We start from the raw sequence: 14,147 nt of genomic DNA on the forward strand, positions 1-14,147 counted from the left end.
GCTTAGAATGTCCCTGATGGCTTCGTTTATTCAGCGATCAGACAGCAAAAAACCGAACAGAAGATACCTGTTCGGGAAAAAAGAGGGTTAACCGAGAGCCTGTGAAATCAAAGCATGTAAGTGTCCATTTTGAATAGGCGCTTTTTTCTGATAGAACAAAAGCGGAGGTTCATCATCTTTATGAAATCCCATTTCTATCAGGCTGTCATGCAGAGACGTGTGTTCACTCGGTATATCGATTCGCATCGGCCCTTGTTTGCCGGCCGCCAGCCTGTTAATTATTTGTGCTGCAACATCTGATGATGGAGCGATGATAGGGCCGAATTTCAAATTGGCCGGTGTCTGTACAGAAAGTCCGTAGCCAATGAGCTGTCCGTCCTGATTTCTGGCGATGATACATTCGCATGAAGCAGAAATAAGCTGCTGCAAAAGGTTTGATCGATCTCCGCCAAAGGCAGCCAGATCCGCCGTGGTTAAGTCGTGAAAGTCTTGTTCTCTAAAGGATGTCAGTTCAGCGTCAAGCTTTTTTGTATAAGGTTGAAAACTATGACAGCTGTACTTTCGCACTGAACCTGCCGTATGAAAACCTGCTTTTTCATAAAGCGGCAAACCTTCTTTTGTGGCGCAAAGCCTGATGGCTGTGTTTTCATCCGTTTGGGTGATACAGGCGTTTACCATACGCCGGCCGAGACCGAGCCGTTGATATTCTTTGTCCACGATAACGAGGCCGATAGAAGCAAGACGGCCAAACAAAAACAAGCCGATGCAGGAAATAATATCACCGCTGACATTTTGATAGCCGAAAAAGCGTCCTTGCTGGACAAGCAGTGCCAGCTCTTGTTCGCCGTAATCCGGCCACCCGGCTTGCCTGCAAAGCCGCAATAGACTAGGGGTATGTTCTTCATGAAGCTTAATCAGCTTATCGATTACCCTCATACAGATCACCTGCTTGTTTCGAGTTTTTTATACATGATGATATGTGTGCCTATGCCGGGAATCTCAAACGGTTCGCCGAGTTCTTCCCAGCCAAGTTTTGAATAGTAGCCTTTCACATGGCTTCTGGCATTGCACCAGACTGCCTGAACGCCGCTCTCCGCCAGTTTGTGCTCCGCGTGTTTGATCAGCGTGCTTCCAGCTTTTTGATCGCGATATCCCTCGAGCGTTGCCATGCCTCTCAGCCGATACGCAGGGGCTTCCGTTAATAAAGGCTGACTTTGCGGGGAAAAAGAAGCGATGCTGATCAGCGTTCCATCATAAAACACGCCGAGATGAAAGGAGCCTTCTGCGTGATCCTCTTTATATTTGCATTGTTCGATGGATTGATGGGGACGCAGAATGCGATGCCGGATTTCATATGTATCTTCCGCGGAAATGGTTTTGACTTCGAGCATAATGTTCCTCCTCATGATTGTTTTTCTATATCGTAACACGAATCTCGTTGAAAAAGACTGCCCGATTCGATCAGGCAGTCTTTTGGAAATTAATGCAAAAAGATATTTTGGCGCTGCTCATCTTTTTGCTGAATATATGATGTGAGCTCAGCGGTTAAGTCAGATCTGAGGAAAGGCGTTATCAAGTAGATGCCGTTAAACAGCTCGCATGCCGTATCCAGCAGGGAGCGTGCAATTGCAAGGCCTTCCGCCTTTTGCTTTTCTTTATCTTCACCGGCATGGGCCATTTTTTCGCGAATCGTATCAGACAGCTTAATGCCGGGAATTTCATTATGGATGAATTCGGCATTCCGGCTGCTTGTCAGCGGCATGATGCCGATATAGATCGGCGTCTTCAGATGTTTTGTTTCGTTATGGATATCGACAAGCTGCTGCTCGGAATAGACAGGCTGAGAAACAAAATAATCTGCGCCGCAATCTATTTTTTTCTCAAGCCGTTTTACCGCTTTATCCAGATGGCGGACGTTAGGATTAAATGCGGCGGCAACTGAGAAATTCGTTTTCTTGCCGAGCGGTTTTCCAGACAGAGACAGACCTTCATTGAATTGTTTGATCAGCCTGATTAAATCAAAAGATGTTAAATCATATACAGACGTCGCACCAGGAAAATCCCCGATTTTAGAAGGGTCACCTGTAATAGCAAGCACGTCATTCAGCCCTAACGTATCAAGGCCCATTAAATGTGACTGTAAGCCGATAATGTTACGGTCACGGCACGTAATATGGACAAGGGAACGCATATCGAGCTGCTGCTTGACAAGGGCACCGCAGGCAACATTGCTGATCCGCGGGGTCGCCAAAGAATTGTCGGCGAGTGTCAGGGCATCGATTCCCGCTTCTTTTAATTCAGCAGCCGCCGATAGAAATTTGTCAAAGCTTAGTTTTTTCGGCGGGTCCAGTTCTACGATAATAGAGCGTTTTTTCGCTGCGATCTCATCCAGGCCGGGCTCGGTTCGCTCGTGATGAACAGAAATGAATTCTTTGGCCCGGGTTTTGACTTCTTTTTCCGTAATCGGAGCCAGCCCGCCAACTGCTTCCGCCATCGCCCTGATGTGATTCGGCGTTGTGCCGCAGCAGCCGCCGATAATCCGCGCACCTTGCTTACGGAATTCTGACGCGCTGTTTTGAAAATACGTGTCGTCTGTTTCATAGACGAGCCGTCCCTCTTCAAGCGAAGGAAGACTGCTGTTCGGATAAACGGATAAGAATACGTCATCAAAAATCGGCACTTCGCTTAGCGCTTCAATCATGTGATAAGGGCCGAGGCGGCAGTTAATGCCGACAATATCAGCTCCGAGATCCGCAATCGAGCGCAATGCGTCAGAAAGCGGCGTTCCGTCCTGCAATACGCCTTGCTCGTGCATGGAGACATTGAGCATAATCGGAAGATCAGTCTCTTTGCGCGCGATTTTCAGCACTTCACGGGCTTCTTCCAAATCATAATATGTTTCTAACAGCAAGCCATCCGGCTCTTCATGCAGCAGCAGATACAGCTGCTCGCGGAAGCTGCGCTTAATTTCGTCAAGACTGTATGCGTTTTTATTAAATGTGCGTATGCCGCCCATCGTTCCAAGCACGTATGCATCGCCTGCTGAAGCCCGCGCGATCTTTACGGCCTCCTGATTCATTTTTTTGATGTCATCCTCAAGCCCGTGTCTGGATAATTTAATATAGTTGGCCCCGTACGTATTCGTTTGAATAATGTTGGCTCCCGCTTCAACGTACGCTTTATGTATGCGCTGAATTTCCTCCGGCTTTGAAATATTGAGCTCCTCAAAACACCTGTCAATGCCATAGGAGTAGAGGAGCGTCCCCATGGCGCCGTCACCGATTAACACCTGTCTTTGCAAATCTTCTAAAAGTCCCATTGTCTGCCTCCTTTATTCACATCAGCAAGGAAAAAAGAGAAATAAAAAAAGTCCTCTTAAGAAGAAGACTTTGTCAGTGATTTTGTCTCTTCTTATCTTCCAAGCTGTTCGAGCTTGCTGGATTTAGCACCTTGGTCATGGCTGATCGCCATTACACCGGTTGCTGAAGCTTCGTCGGGCCAGTCCCTCTGCTTCTCTTGATAAGAACGGATATGAAATTTTCGTGTCAGGAAGTGCCAAAAGATACCTGGCGTTTTTCCCTTTCTCCAAATTTACCGAAAATAAAGACAATAATCAATAGGAATCAGAAAATTTATCTGAAATTTATAAATTGAACGTCAATTGGCAGATCTGCTCCCCGCACAGCTGAGATAATCTGCTGCAGGTCATCTTTGTTTTTTCCGGTGACACGCACTTGATCATCCTGCACCTGAGACTTTACTTTCAGTCCGGAGTTTTTGATGATCGTATTGATTTTTTTTGCGTTGTCCTTGTCAATGCCTTGAACAAGCTTTGCACGCTGGCGTACCGTTCCGCCTGACGCGTTTTCAACCTTGCCGTACTCAATGTTTTTTGTCGGTACGTTTCGTTTAATCAATTTGCTGACCAGCACATCTTTCAGCTGGCTTAATTTGAATTCGTCATCGGAAACGAGGACGAGCTCCTCTTTATCTAAAGAAATGTCGCTTTTGCTGCCTTTAAAGTCATATCGGGTACTGATTTCCTTCAGTGCAATTTGGATTGCGTTTTGCACTTCAGGCAATTCCACCTTGGATACAATATCAAATGAGCTTTCTTTAGCCATATGAAAACCTCCATAACATTTAACTTATGTGTTGATTATAGTAGAATAAAGAGAAACTTCCAACAGAACAAAGAATCAATTTGTGATGATTGGAAAAAATGTTAACAAAATCCGCAGAGGAATAAGCGGAACAGGAAGGACGATAGCATGAGACCAGGGCAGCAATTAACCTTGAGTATAGATCACCAAACCGACTTCGGTTACTTTTTAACCGATGGGGAAGATACGATTCTCTTACATAACAGTGAAATGACTGAGGATATCGAGGACAGAGACGAAGTAGAAGTCTTTATATACGTCGACCAGCAGGAAAGGCTTGCGGCCACGATGAAAATTCCGGTCATCAGCGCGGATGAATATGGCTGGGTTGAAGTGGTGGATAAAGTGGAAGATATGGGCGTTTTCGTTGATGTCGGTTTATCGAAGGACGCACTAGTCGCAACTGAGCATTTGCCGCCGTACGAAGATGTCTGGCCGCAAAAAGGGGACAAACTTTACTGTATGCTGAAGGTGACGAACCGGGGGCGCATGTTTGCGAAACCAGCGCCGGAAGATATCATCAGCGAACTGTTTACCGACGCTTCAGAAGATCTGATGAATAAAGAGCTGACAGGTACGGTGTACAGGCTGATCGCATCGGGTTCATTCGTGATCACGGATGACGGTATCCGCTGTTTTATTCACCCGTCAGAAAGAAAAGAGGAGCCAAGACTGGGTTCAAGAGTCACAGGCCGGGTGATTCAAGTGAAAGAAGACGGTTCAGTCAACTTGTCGCTGCTTCCGAGAAAACAGGATGCAATGTCAGTTGATGCTGAGTGCATTCTAACGTATATGAGAATGAGAAACGGTGCCATGCCGTACAGTGACAAAAGCCAGCCTGACGATATCAGAGAACGTTTTAATATGAGCAAAGCCGCCTTTAAACGCGCACTGGGCCATTTGATGAAAAACGGAAAAGTGTATCAGGAAAATGGATGGACATACGAGAAAAAATAGCATGAAAACGGCTCGCCTGCAGCAGACTGCGGAGCGAGCCGTTTTTTTATGTCTAGTTTAATTCATCAACCAGTGTTCTGATTGCCATTTCGCGATCCACATTGTCTGAAATCGCAATCGGCGTAATATCAATGGCGAGAATGATCAGAATCAGGGCACCTGCTGCAGCAACATAAGAAACATAATAGAAATAGTTAGCGGTATCAACAGTGTTGACAAGCTCGGCCTGAACTCTGGATGTATCATCCTTGGAAGCGGCGATTTCCTTTGCAGCTTCTACTTTTTCTTCAACGATTTGACCTGCTTTTTTCAGCAGTTCATCCACTTTCAATGCATCTTTGCTGTAAACAGCTTTCTTCAGGTTATCAAAAAAGTCAGCATCCTCTTTTTTAATATCAGCGACAACCTGATTGGCAAAAGCCTTTGCCTGTTTTGTGTTGAGTTTGTCTGTCATCGCTTTATTAAAGACCTCTGGAAGCTGTTTGCCAACTTCCCCTTGGGCAAACACAAAGCCTTTAAAAATTTCCTCACCTGAATACTCAAGCTGCTTTGCCTGTGCCACACTTTCTTGCTGCTTCACCAAAAACACAGTCGTCACCAATACAACCGACAAAAATACTAGAAACGCCTTCTTCAAACTGAAACCTCTCCCTTCTTGTGTTTTTTATTCCACAACAGTCTGCGAATATATGTAAATTGAATCGTGGAATCGATAGGAGTGAGATACAATATCAAAATGCCGGCCATGATAATCGAAAAACTGATGAGGCCCAGCATGACTGCAAAAATCTCATGCATAAAAACAGCGATGATCAAAATCAATCTCCAATGCTTCTTCGGCGCAAACAGCGCCGCGAAGATGACAATTTGAACCAGCAGCGTCCCCCATGTCGGAATCACCACGAACGGACTTGTTACAATTGGCTTCGTTAACGCCTGAAAAAAGCCGTTGAAGCCTATGGTTTTTTCCTGGGCGAAATAATAGACGGCCGTTCCGTCCACCCATTCCTGCTGAGACAGCTTAGCGACGGTAGAGTGAAAATAAAGCACCGCCACTTGGATTCTGATCACAAAATAAGAAATAAAAGCTGTTATTTTTCCAAGTGTTCTTTTGCCCTCTATAGGTCTCGTACTCCAATGCCATTTTCTCGGATCGGTCAGCGTGATGGGAAGCAATAAAAAGGTAATGACGGCTGCTGCCTGCTCGCCTCCGTCGATGACGATCAGCGATGACTGCAGGCTGTAACTGACATACCAATGCAGAACCCCGGTGATTCTGGGGCGCCAGCCAATGACAACAAGCACCAGAATGGCAATGCAGACCCATCTGAAAAGATTTAACATCATATAGTTATTTTCGCCGAGGCAAAAGAGACTGAGATTCATTTTACAAGCTGGATAGCTGCTGATCCCGCTGGCTGGCTTCATAATGAGGCTCGGGTGATTGATGAGCAGCGTCAGCAGGCTGGATAGCGCAATGATGCTTCGCGCGAGGCCGTATACATTTGTCCACGGGTTTCTTTCGTCCCATCTGGTGATGGTCTGTTTTATGTTTTCGAGCATGAGATCACAACCTTGACTATGCTTTTTACCTGATAAGACGAAGGGGTGTATTTAGAATAGCTCCAAGGAACAATATCCTCTTTCGTCAAATAGTAGCTTCCACAAAGCAGCGGGCGGGGAGCGGGTGTTTTTAATTGCACGGTTTTGGCTTTGCTTTTGCATGCGCCGAGGTCCTTTTCTTTACATGCTGTCCACTGTTCCTTGCCGACTTGGCTGTAGATCACGCCCATTTCAACGCCTTGTGACCGCCCATACCGATACAGGCCAAATAGGTTGTCAGCCCTCATATTGGGCCATCTGACCTTGGTGCTGGCATTTTCAGCCTCATATAAGCCGATTGCAGTATCACGCGGATTTTTGCTAAAAAAGCCCCAGCCCTGAGGGAGGATGCTGGACATGAGAAATTTGGAGTCCTTTGTCAGCGGAATCGGGGTTGTCCCTAAGCTGCCAATAATAGAAAACAGAAATAGCGAACCCCAAAGGATTGAAAAAATGAAAAAAAATGATATCGATTTCTGCATTCGACTGCTCCTTTTAACCTGAAGAATCGTTTTTACACTTTTCATAATATAAAAACATTTATGTAATAAAAAGGTTAAAAAGTATGAGAAATCCCATTTTTGTTAAAAGAAAAAACAGGACATTTTACACTGCTATATGTGATTGATATATAGTGGTTTTTTCGATATATTTAAACCATGAAAACGAATCAAGTTAATGACCGCTGGATTGTTCAATTTCGAAAAGGGATTTTCGAGCTGGCCATCCTATCCCTACTGCGTTCTAAACCGATGTACGGTTATGAGCTGACGTCATCCTTAAAAACCACCTCGGCGCTGGCTATTTCAGAGGGAGCGATTTATCCGATTTTGAAACGTATGACCGAGAAGGGATGGATCGAATTTTTTTGGGAAGATTCACTGGACGGCCCGAAAAGAAAGTATTACAAAATGACGCAAAAAGGAGAAGAAATGTTAAAAGAACGGCTGGAGAAATACCTGGAAACCCATCAAGCCTTACTGTCTTTATCGGGGGATTTGCTATGAATGGACAGCTTATCATTGACCGATACATGGAGGAACTAAATGCAGAGCTGGCGAATATGCCTGATGTAGAGAGAGAAAACGCTATCGACGAATTAAAGGGGCATATCACCGCTTTCGTTCAAGACAGAATCAAAGCCGGCCTTAGTGAAGAGGAACTGCAGGAAGCTGTTGAATCTGAATTTTCTCATCCGAAGGAGCTTGCCGAATTGATGATGGGTGATGGGGGAGAGACGAAAAGGAGGAGGTCTTTATTGGGCAAAAGCTGGCTTTCGGTCCTTCTCATTGTCACGATTATCGCCCTGCCGCTGCTGCCGTCCGACTTCAGACATCTGCCGCTGGCTGTTTATTTAATGGTGCTCGCCGGATATGTATGGAAGCGGAAAAAATTGATGATGTTTGCAGGTGTCAGAAAAAACAAAATGCGCTCTCAAAAGGAGATTGTCAAGATTTCGCGAGTCGGTGCGGTTTATCTGCTGTTTTTAGCAGTGCTGCTTCTTTTGAGCCCGTTCCTCAATGCGCTTGTCGTCCTGCTGCTGATTGCAGTAAGCTGCGCCGCTTTTTTTCTTTTTCTTAACATCAAGTAATCTTGTAGGAGGCTGTAAGATGGAAATCAGCATCAATTATCTATTAATTGTCATCGCGCTTTTATTCTTTGTGGTTGCCTATTTTGTCGGAATCAAAAAACAAACCTGGATGCTGGCTGGGTTTAACGAGGCGCGTATACGGGATAAAGATCGGCTGGCCAGAATAGCAGGCTACTTTTTCTTGAATTCCGGTTTGTTCATTTTGCTGAATAGTTTTATCTCATTTCAAGGTCAGGAGCAGCTCATACCTCCGCTTATACTGGCATATGGAGCAGGGGTTATTATTTATGTCAATAAAAAATTAGTAGAGTAGAAAAAGAAGGGCAGAGCGAAATATCTCTGCCCTTCTTTTTTGGGAAAATAAGAACGAAGCACCACATACAAGTTTTTGTATTTTTGATAGGATGAAGAAAAATGGTAGATTCCAAAATAGGAAGGATGTGGTGTTTTGCGCAACCTGACCAAGACATCTCTATTACTGGCCGGCTTATGCACAGCGGCCCAAATGGTTTTTGTAACACATGCCTCAGCTGAAGAAAGCATCGAATACGACCATACGTATCAAACCCCTTCATACATCATCGAAAAGTCACCGCAGAAGCCGGTACAAAACACAACCCAGAAAGAATCGCTATTTTCCTATCTTGACAAGCATCAAACGCAGTTTAAGCTCAAAGGGAATGCGAACAGCCATTTTCGCGTTTCGAAAACCATAAAGGATCCAAAGACAAAACAAACGTTTTTTAAATTAACGGAGGTTTACAAAGGAATTCCGATTTACGGCTTTGAACAAGCGGTCGCGATGAAGGAAAACAAACAAGTGAAAAGTTTCTTTGGAAAGGTGCATCCGCAAATCAAGGACGTCTCCGTCACACCGTCTATTTCTGAGAAAAAAGCAATACATACAGCAAGGCGTGAGCTCGAGGCTTCCATTGGAAAAATCGAATATCTTGATGGGGAACCAAAAGGCGAATTATATATCTATCCACACGACGGTGAATATGATCTCGCCTACCTTGTGAGACTCTCGACATCTGAACCTGAGCCTGGCTATTGGCATTATTTCATCGATGCCAAAAACGGAAAGGTCATCGAGTCCTTTAATGCCATTCATGAAGCGGCAGGTACAGGAATCGGCGTGTCAGGTGATGAAAAAAGCTTTGACGTCACAGAACAAAATGGGCGCTTTTATTTGGCTGACGAAACAAGGGGAAAAGGGATCAATACATTTGACGCGAAGAACCTGAACGAAACCTTGTTTACGCTTTTGTCTCAACTGATCGGGTATACGGGCAAAGAAATAGTCAGCGGCACGTCCGTATTTAATGAACCTGCGGCTGTAGACGCACACGCAAATGCGCAAGCCGTTTACGATTATTACAGCAAGACATTTGGCCGTGATTCTTTTGATCAAAACGGAGCAAGGATTACGTCTACCGTGCATGTCGGCAAACAATGGAACAATGCTGCGTGGAACGGTGTCCAGATGGTATACGGGGATGGAGACGGTTCGAAATTTAAGCCGCTGTCTGGATCGCTCGACATTGTCGCGCATGAAATCACACACGCAGTCACACAGTATTCCGCCGGTCTTTTATATCAAGGAGAACCCGGTGCATTAAATGAGTCCATTTCTGACATTATGGGCGCGATGGCTGACCGTGATGATTGGGAGATCGGCGAAGATGTCTATACTCCTGGTATTGCAGGAGATTCATTGCGGTCATTGGAGGACCCATCTAAGCAGGGAAATCCAGATCATTACTCGAACCGCTACACAGGAACAGAGGATTATGGCGGAGTCCATATCAATTCGTCCATTCACAATAAAGCAGCTTATCTTCTTGCAGAAGGAGGCGTGCACCACGGTGTACAGGTTGAAGGGATTGGGCGTGAAGCAAGTGAACAAATTTACTATCGGGCTTTAACATATTATGTAACGGCATCTACAGATTTCAGCATGATGAAGCAAGCGGCGATTGAAGCTGCCAATGATTTATACGGTGAAGGCTCGAAGCAATCAGCTTCAGTCGAAAAGGCGTATGAGGCTGTCGGCATTCTATGAGCAAACAAAAACAGTCAGGACACAGAGTCTGACTGTTTTTGTTTGCTCATTTTCTTAAAAAGAATATCGCCAATGTACCTGGACCGGCATGCGAGCCGATTGCTGAACTGATTGGATGCATAATGATTTCTTTCGGCTTGAACGCTTCCTCAATCAGGTGTTTCATGTCCGTGGCTTTTTCTTTGTTCGCGGCGTAGCTGATCCCGACGGTTTGATCGCTCCAATCATCCCCGCGCTCTTTCATAAGCTCGATGATCCGTTTGAAAAGTTTCTTCTGTCCGCGGATTTTTTCCAGAGGCACAAGCTTGCCGTCCTCCATCTGAAGCAGCGGTTTAATATTCAACAGGCCGCCGACAAAAGCGGACGTTTTGGATATCCGGCCGCCCCTCGCGAGATATGTTAAATCATCAACGGTAAAAATGTGTTCAAGCTGGCTGCAAAAGTTCTTTACAGACGTTTCAATTTCTTGTATTGTATTCCCGTTGATACAGAGATCGGCAGCATGCCGGACAGCCAGACCGTATCCTAATGAAGCGCATTTGGAATCAATGACCCGCAAATCGAAATCGGGGAATTCCTCCTTCACTTCATTGGCGATCATTACAGCTGTCTGATACGTGCCGGAGAGACCTGAGGAAAAGGCAATGTAAAGAGCGGGATCACCTGTTTCGGCATATTGCAAAAACACATTTTTAATCGTTTGCGGTGAGGCTTGGGACGTCTTAGGCGTTTCTCCATTTTGCATCGCTTCAAATATTTGATCCGCTTGAATTGTGACTGCATCTTCGAATTCTTTATCACCGAGAGAAACCCTGAGTGGAATAAAGCCAATGCCTTTTTCTTCAAAATAAGAACGAGGCAAATCAGTGGCGCTGTCAGCGATGAGATGAACTGTCATATTGCTTCCCTTCTTTCCGTTATCGCTCGTTATCATGAGAGTTAAGCCAACTATATCATATTAATTTGCCAAAATCGTGTTCAAATATTTGTTTTAAGGGAAAACATAATAAAGAAGAAAGAGCGGAGGAACATGCCATGGTACTAGATCAAACAAAAAAATTACTCATCGTCATCATCGGCGCTTTACTCAATGCTGCCGGGCTGAACTTATTTTTGATACCTGCAGATGTATATGCCAGCGGATTTACAGGTGTTGCCCAGCTTTTATCAAGCGTCGTTGATCAATATGCCCCCTTTTACATATCGACGGGAACGCTCTTGTTCCTCTTAAACATTCCGGTCGGTATTTTAGGATGGCTGAAGGTCGGCAAATCGTTTACAGTGTACAGCATTTTAAGTGTCGCACTCACTACTCTGTTTATGGGGATCCTGCCGGAAACAAGCCTGTCACATGACATTTTGCTGAACGCGGTGTTCGGCGGCGTCATTTCCGCAGTCGGTATCGGCTTAACATTAAAATACGGAGCTTCGACAGGCGGGCTTGATATCGTCGCCATGGTGCTTGCAAAGTGGAAGGATAAACCCGTCGGCACGTATTTCTTCATTCTGAACGGGATTATCATCTTGACGGCAGGATTATTGCAAGGTTGGGAGAAAGCATTATATACCCTGGTTACGCTGTATGTGACAACAAGGGTGATCGACGCCATTCACACTCGCCACATGAAGCTCACGGCAATGATCGTGACGAAAAAGGCGGACGAAATCAAGGAAGCCATTTACGGAAAAATGGTGCGCGGCATCACAACTGTTCCGGCAAAAGGAGCTTTTACGAACGAACAGAAAGAAATGATGATTATCGTCATCACGAGGTATGAACTGTACGATTTAGAAAAGATCGTCAAAGAAGTTGATCCGAAAGCATTTACGAACATTGTTCAAACGACAGGGATTTTTGGTTTCTTTAGAAAAGACTGACGAAAGCAGGTGGAAGTCGTGAAACGGCTGCTTGTGATGCTCCTCCCCGTGCTGCTTTTGATAGGCTGCGGGAAAGATGAGCAGACAGAACCCGATAAGGAGGTATCAGGCGGAATGGAGAATCAAGAGGTTGTTTTATCTATTGACGCAATTCAGGAGCCTGAACAAATCAAGTTTAACATGTCGCTGAAGAACCAAAGTGAACGTGCTATTGAGTTTCAATTCAGCACAGGGCAAAAATTTGAACTTGTCGTGTATGATTCTGAGCACAAAGAAAGATACCGTTATTCGAAAGACAAAATGTTTACGCAGGCTTTTCAAAACCTGACGCTTGAATCTGGAGAAACATATGATTTCTCTGATGTGTGGAAGGAAGTCCCAGAGCCCGGAACCTATGAGGTAAAGGTGACATTTAAGGGCAGGGCGGAAAATCTCAAGCAGGTTCAGGCTGTTCAGCAGTTTGAAGTCAAATAAGAGGCTATGGCGAGTCGCCATAGCCTTTTTTTATTGGAGTTTGTCCAGCTGATTTTGAAATTGATGCAGCTGTTGACGTTCCGCATCTGTCGAATTGGCATACGCAGAAGATACAGCATTTTTGGCTCTCAGAATCGCTTGCTCCTGATCGCCTTCCTCAAAGCCGTTTGTCACCATGACCGCCTGTTGAACAAATGATTTTGCCTGCTGAAACAGTTCATTTCTCATTTAATATTCAACCTGGCTTTCGGCCGAGTCTCGTGCCGCGGCATGCTGGTGAGCTTCTTCTAAAGTAGACCGATATGGAAATCTTGCGGCGTGTAGCCCGATGGAGTCTTTACCCTGCTGAATAAACCTTCTGGATTTGCTTCGTTTACCCATTTTGAGACTGCCCCCTTCCATACTTTGACGAGATGAGTCGTCTTCAATAGTATGGTGGGGCAAAGTAAGGTTTATGAGTGGGAAAAATTAATACGGACCTTCTTTAAAGTGAGAAATATTCTTTCAAAAATCTTGCAACGCCGTCCTCTTCATTTGTAGCCGTTGTTCGGTTGGCAATCTGCTTGACCGCGTCAATTCCATTTCCCATTGCAACGCCGCAGCCTGCAAATTCAAGCATTTCCAAATCGTTATCCTCATCCCCGAAAGCAATGATCCGCTCCCTCGGCACGCCGTAATAATCGCTGATTTTCTGCAGGCCGACCGCTTTATTCATGCCGCTTTTGATAATTTCAATGACATGCCACGGTGCGGCCCATCTTCTATGGTCGATTACCTCGGCATGCACATCCGATAAATATGAGCGTATTGCCGGCACATCCTCTTCTTTTGCATGTATGAGTACAGACGTCACATCTTCACCAAGATTTTCCCGCAAGTCTCCGACCGTTACATTTGTTGTGTTCATATTAAAGGCATCTATCAGGTGCTCATCATGGTAATGAAAGTATACGTCGTCAATCACTTCAGCAAGCACGTTATGTACGTTGTAGCTCTCGCTGATATCCACGAGCTGTTTGACAACATCAAGCGGCAGTGACGTATGATACCGTCCCCAGCTGTCGTCTTGCGGGTGATGGACAAATGCTCCGTTAAAATTGACAATTGGCGTTGTCAGCTCCATCTGCTGGTAGTACATGGAACTTGAACGATACGGACGGCCTGTTGAGATGCAGACATAATGCCCGTCATCTTTTAGGCGCTGTATCGTCTGAAGGGTGTTTTCAGATATGGTTTTATCATCCTTTAATAATGTTCCATCTAAATCTAATGCGATTAAATAGGGTTTTGTCTCCATGAAAAGCTCCTTTAACCTTAGATTTTGCTTGTTTTTCCTTACTTACAGTGTAGCTTTTTACCATCTTTATTGTCTACATGTTACACTTATGATTATGGTTATCCTAAGGAGGGGCACATT

Annotated in this window: 17 protein-coding genes, 1 pseudogene and 1 riboswitch; of the genes and pseudogenes, 7 read left to right on the top strand and 11 right to left on the bottom strand. The window is 45.0% G+C overall.

The features are described 5' to 3' along the window. Positions 1 to 87: 87 nt before the first annotated feature. The 4 genes from MHI44_RS17480 to MHI44_RS17495 all read right to left on the bottom strand — a co-directional run bounded on the left by MHI44_RS17480 (position 88) and on the right by MHI44_RS17495 (position 4,124). Positions 88 to 936, bottom strand: a complete 849-nt coding sequence (locus MHI44_RS17480) for a GNAT family N-acetyltransferase (RefSeq protein WP_305090548.1) — start codon at positions 934 to 936, stop codon at positions 88 to 90. 5 nt (positions 937 to 941) lie between these two features. Further along, positions 942 to 1,391, bottom strand: a complete 450-nt coding sequence (locus MHI44_RS17485; RefSeq protein WP_305090547.1) for a GNAT family N-acetyltransferase — start codon at positions 1,389 to 1,391, stop codon at positions 942 to 944. A gap of 89 nt (positions 1,392 to 1,480) precedes the next feature. Then, positions 1,481 to 3,319 (bottom strand): bifunctional homocysteine S-methyltransferase/methylenetetrahydrofolate reductase, encoded by a 1,839-nt coding sequence (locus tag MHI44_RS17490; protein WP_003245847.1) that lies wholly within the window; start codon positions 3,317 to 3,319, stop codon positions 1,481 to 1,483. Positions 3,320 to 3,408: 89 nt separating this feature from the next. Further along, a riboswitch (SAM riboswitch) is annotated at positions 3,409 to 3,526 on the bottom strand. Between the two features lie 106 nt (positions 3,527 to 3,632). Then, a complete protein-coding gene (locus MHI44_RS17495; protein ID WP_014479415.1) occupies positions 3,633 to 4,124 on the bottom strand; it encodes a YajQ family cyclic di-GMP-binding protein in 492 nt (163 codons plus the stop codon). Positions 4,125 to 4,222: 98 nt separating this feature from the next. Between MHI44_RS17495 and MHI44_RS17500 the strand changes: the two are divergent. Then, positions 4,223 to 5,120, top strand: a pseudogene (locus tag MHI44_RS17500) (S1 RNA-binding domain-containing protein). Between the two features lie 52 nt (positions 5,121 to 5,172). Here MHI44_RS17500 and MHI44_RS17505 read toward each other — a convergent pair. The 3 genes from MHI44_RS17505 to MHI44_RS17515 are packed head-to-tail and all read right to left on the bottom strand — an operon-like array spanning position 5,173 to position 7,204. Beyond that, complete coding sequence (locus MHI44_RS17505) at positions 5,173 to 5,757, bottom strand: sporulation delaying protein family toxin (RefSeq protein WP_003244950.1); 585 nt, start codon at positions 5,755 to 5,757, stop codon at positions 5,173 to 5,175. Continuing rightward, the gene (locus MHI44_RS17510; protein WP_167408047.1) at positions 5,754 to 6,683 is read right to left on the bottom strand and encodes a sporulation-delaying protein SdpB family protein; all 930 of its coding nucleotides are present in this window, start codon (positions 6,681 to 6,683) and stop codon (positions 5,754 to 5,756) included. Before MHI44_RS17510 ends, MHI44_RS17505 begins: the two co-directional genes overlap by 4 nt. Beyond that, positions 6,668 to 7,204: an SdpA family antimicrobial peptide system protein gene (locus MHI44_RS17515; protein WP_101172495.1), complete on the bottom strand. Its 537-nt coding sequence runs from the start codon at positions 7,202 to 7,204 to the stop codon at positions 6,668 to 6,670. The genes MHI44_RS17510 and MHI44_RS17515 overlap by 16 nt, the downstream gene beginning before the upstream one ends. A 177-nt stretch (positions 7,205 to 7,381) precedes the next feature. On the opposite strand from MHI44_RS17515, the gene MHI44_RS17520 reads away from it, so the two are divergent. The 4 genes from MHI44_RS17520 (at position 7,382) to nprB (ending at position 10,378) form a co-directional block, all read left to right on the top strand. Beyond that, positions 7,382 to 7,729 carry a PadR family transcriptional regulator gene (locus MHI44_RS17520; RefSeq protein WP_003245674.1) on the top strand — a complete coding sequence of 116 codons (348 nt, stop codon included), beginning with the start codon at positions 7,382 to 7,384 and terminating at the stop codon, positions 7,727 to 7,729. Next, positions 7,726 to 8,313 carry a hypothetical protein gene (locus MHI44_RS17525; protein WP_017695665.1) on the top strand — a complete coding sequence of 196 codons (588 nt, stop codon included), beginning with the start codon at positions 7,726 to 7,728 and terminating at the stop codon, positions 8,311 to 8,313. Before MHI44_RS17520 ends, MHI44_RS17525 begins: the two co-directional genes overlap by 4 nt. A gap of 19 nt (positions 8,314 to 8,332) precedes the next feature. Continuing rightward, a complete protein-coding gene (locus tag MHI44_RS17530) occupies positions 8,333 to 8,626 on the top strand; it encodes a DUF3784 domain-containing protein (protein WP_003233021.1) in 294 nt (97 codons plus the stop codon). Between the two features lie 135 nt (positions 8,627 to 8,761). After that, complete coding sequence (gene nprB / locus MHI44_RS17535) at positions 8,762 to 10,378, top strand: neutral protease NprB (RefSeq protein ID WP_009966979.1); 1,617 nt, start codon at positions 8,762 to 8,764, stop codon at positions 10,376 to 10,378. Between the two features lie 46 nt (positions 10,379 to 10,424). On the opposite strand, the gene MHI44_RS17540 is transcribed toward nprB, so the two are convergent. Then, positions 10,425 to 11,276: a DegV family protein gene (locus MHI44_RS17540; protein ID WP_017695667.1), complete on the bottom strand. Its 852-nt coding sequence runs from the start codon at positions 11,274 to 11,276 to the stop codon at positions 10,425 to 10,427. Between the two features lie 137 nt (positions 11,277 to 11,413). Here MHI44_RS17540 and MHI44_RS17545 point away from each other — a divergent pair, with 137 nt between their 5' ends. Beyond that, positions 11,414 to 12,256 (top strand): YitT family protein, encoded by an 843-nt coding sequence (locus MHI44_RS17545; RefSeq protein WP_003245017.1) that lies wholly within the window; start codon positions 11,414 to 11,416, stop codon positions 12,254 to 12,256. Between the two features lie 18 nt (positions 12,257 to 12,274). After that, entirely contained in the window at positions 12,275 to 12,730 is a 456-nt protein-coding gene (locus tag MHI44_RS17550; RefSeq protein ID WP_014479419.1) for a BsuPI-related putative proteinase inhibitor, read from the top strand. Between the two features lie 30 nt (positions 12,731 to 12,760). Here MHI44_RS17550 and MHI44_RS17555 read toward each other — a convergent pair whose 3' ends face one another. The 3 genes from MHI44_RS17555 to yitU all read right to left on the bottom strand — a co-directional run bounded on the left by MHI44_RS17555 (position 12,761) and on the right by yitU (position 14,027). Further along, positions 12,761 to 12,958, bottom strand: coding sequence for a DUF3813 domain-containing protein (locus tag MHI44_RS17555; RefSeq protein WP_003245613.1), 198 nt, complete (start codon positions 12,956 to 12,958; stop codon positions 12,761 to 12,763). After that, a complete protein-coding gene (locus tag MHI44_RS17560; RefSeq protein WP_017695668.1) occupies positions 12,959 to 13,111 on the bottom strand; it encodes a hypothetical protein in 153 nt (50 codons plus the stop codon). 103 nt (positions 13,112 to 13,214) lie between these two features. After that, on the bottom strand, positions 13,215 to 14,027 hold the full coding sequence (yitU, locus tag MHI44_RS17565; RefSeq protein ID WP_014476412.1) for a 5-amino-6-(5-phospho-D-ribitylamino)uracil phosphatase YitU: 813 nt from the start codon (positions 14,025 to 14,027) through the stop codon (positions 13,215 to 13,217). Positions 14,028 to 14,147: the final 120 nt, after the last annotated feature.

Source organism: Bacillus sp. FSL K6-1366, assembly GCF_037976695.1.
GTDB classification, from domain to species: Bacteria; Bacillota; Bacilli; order Bacillales; family Bacillaceae; genus Bacillus; species Bacillus subtilis.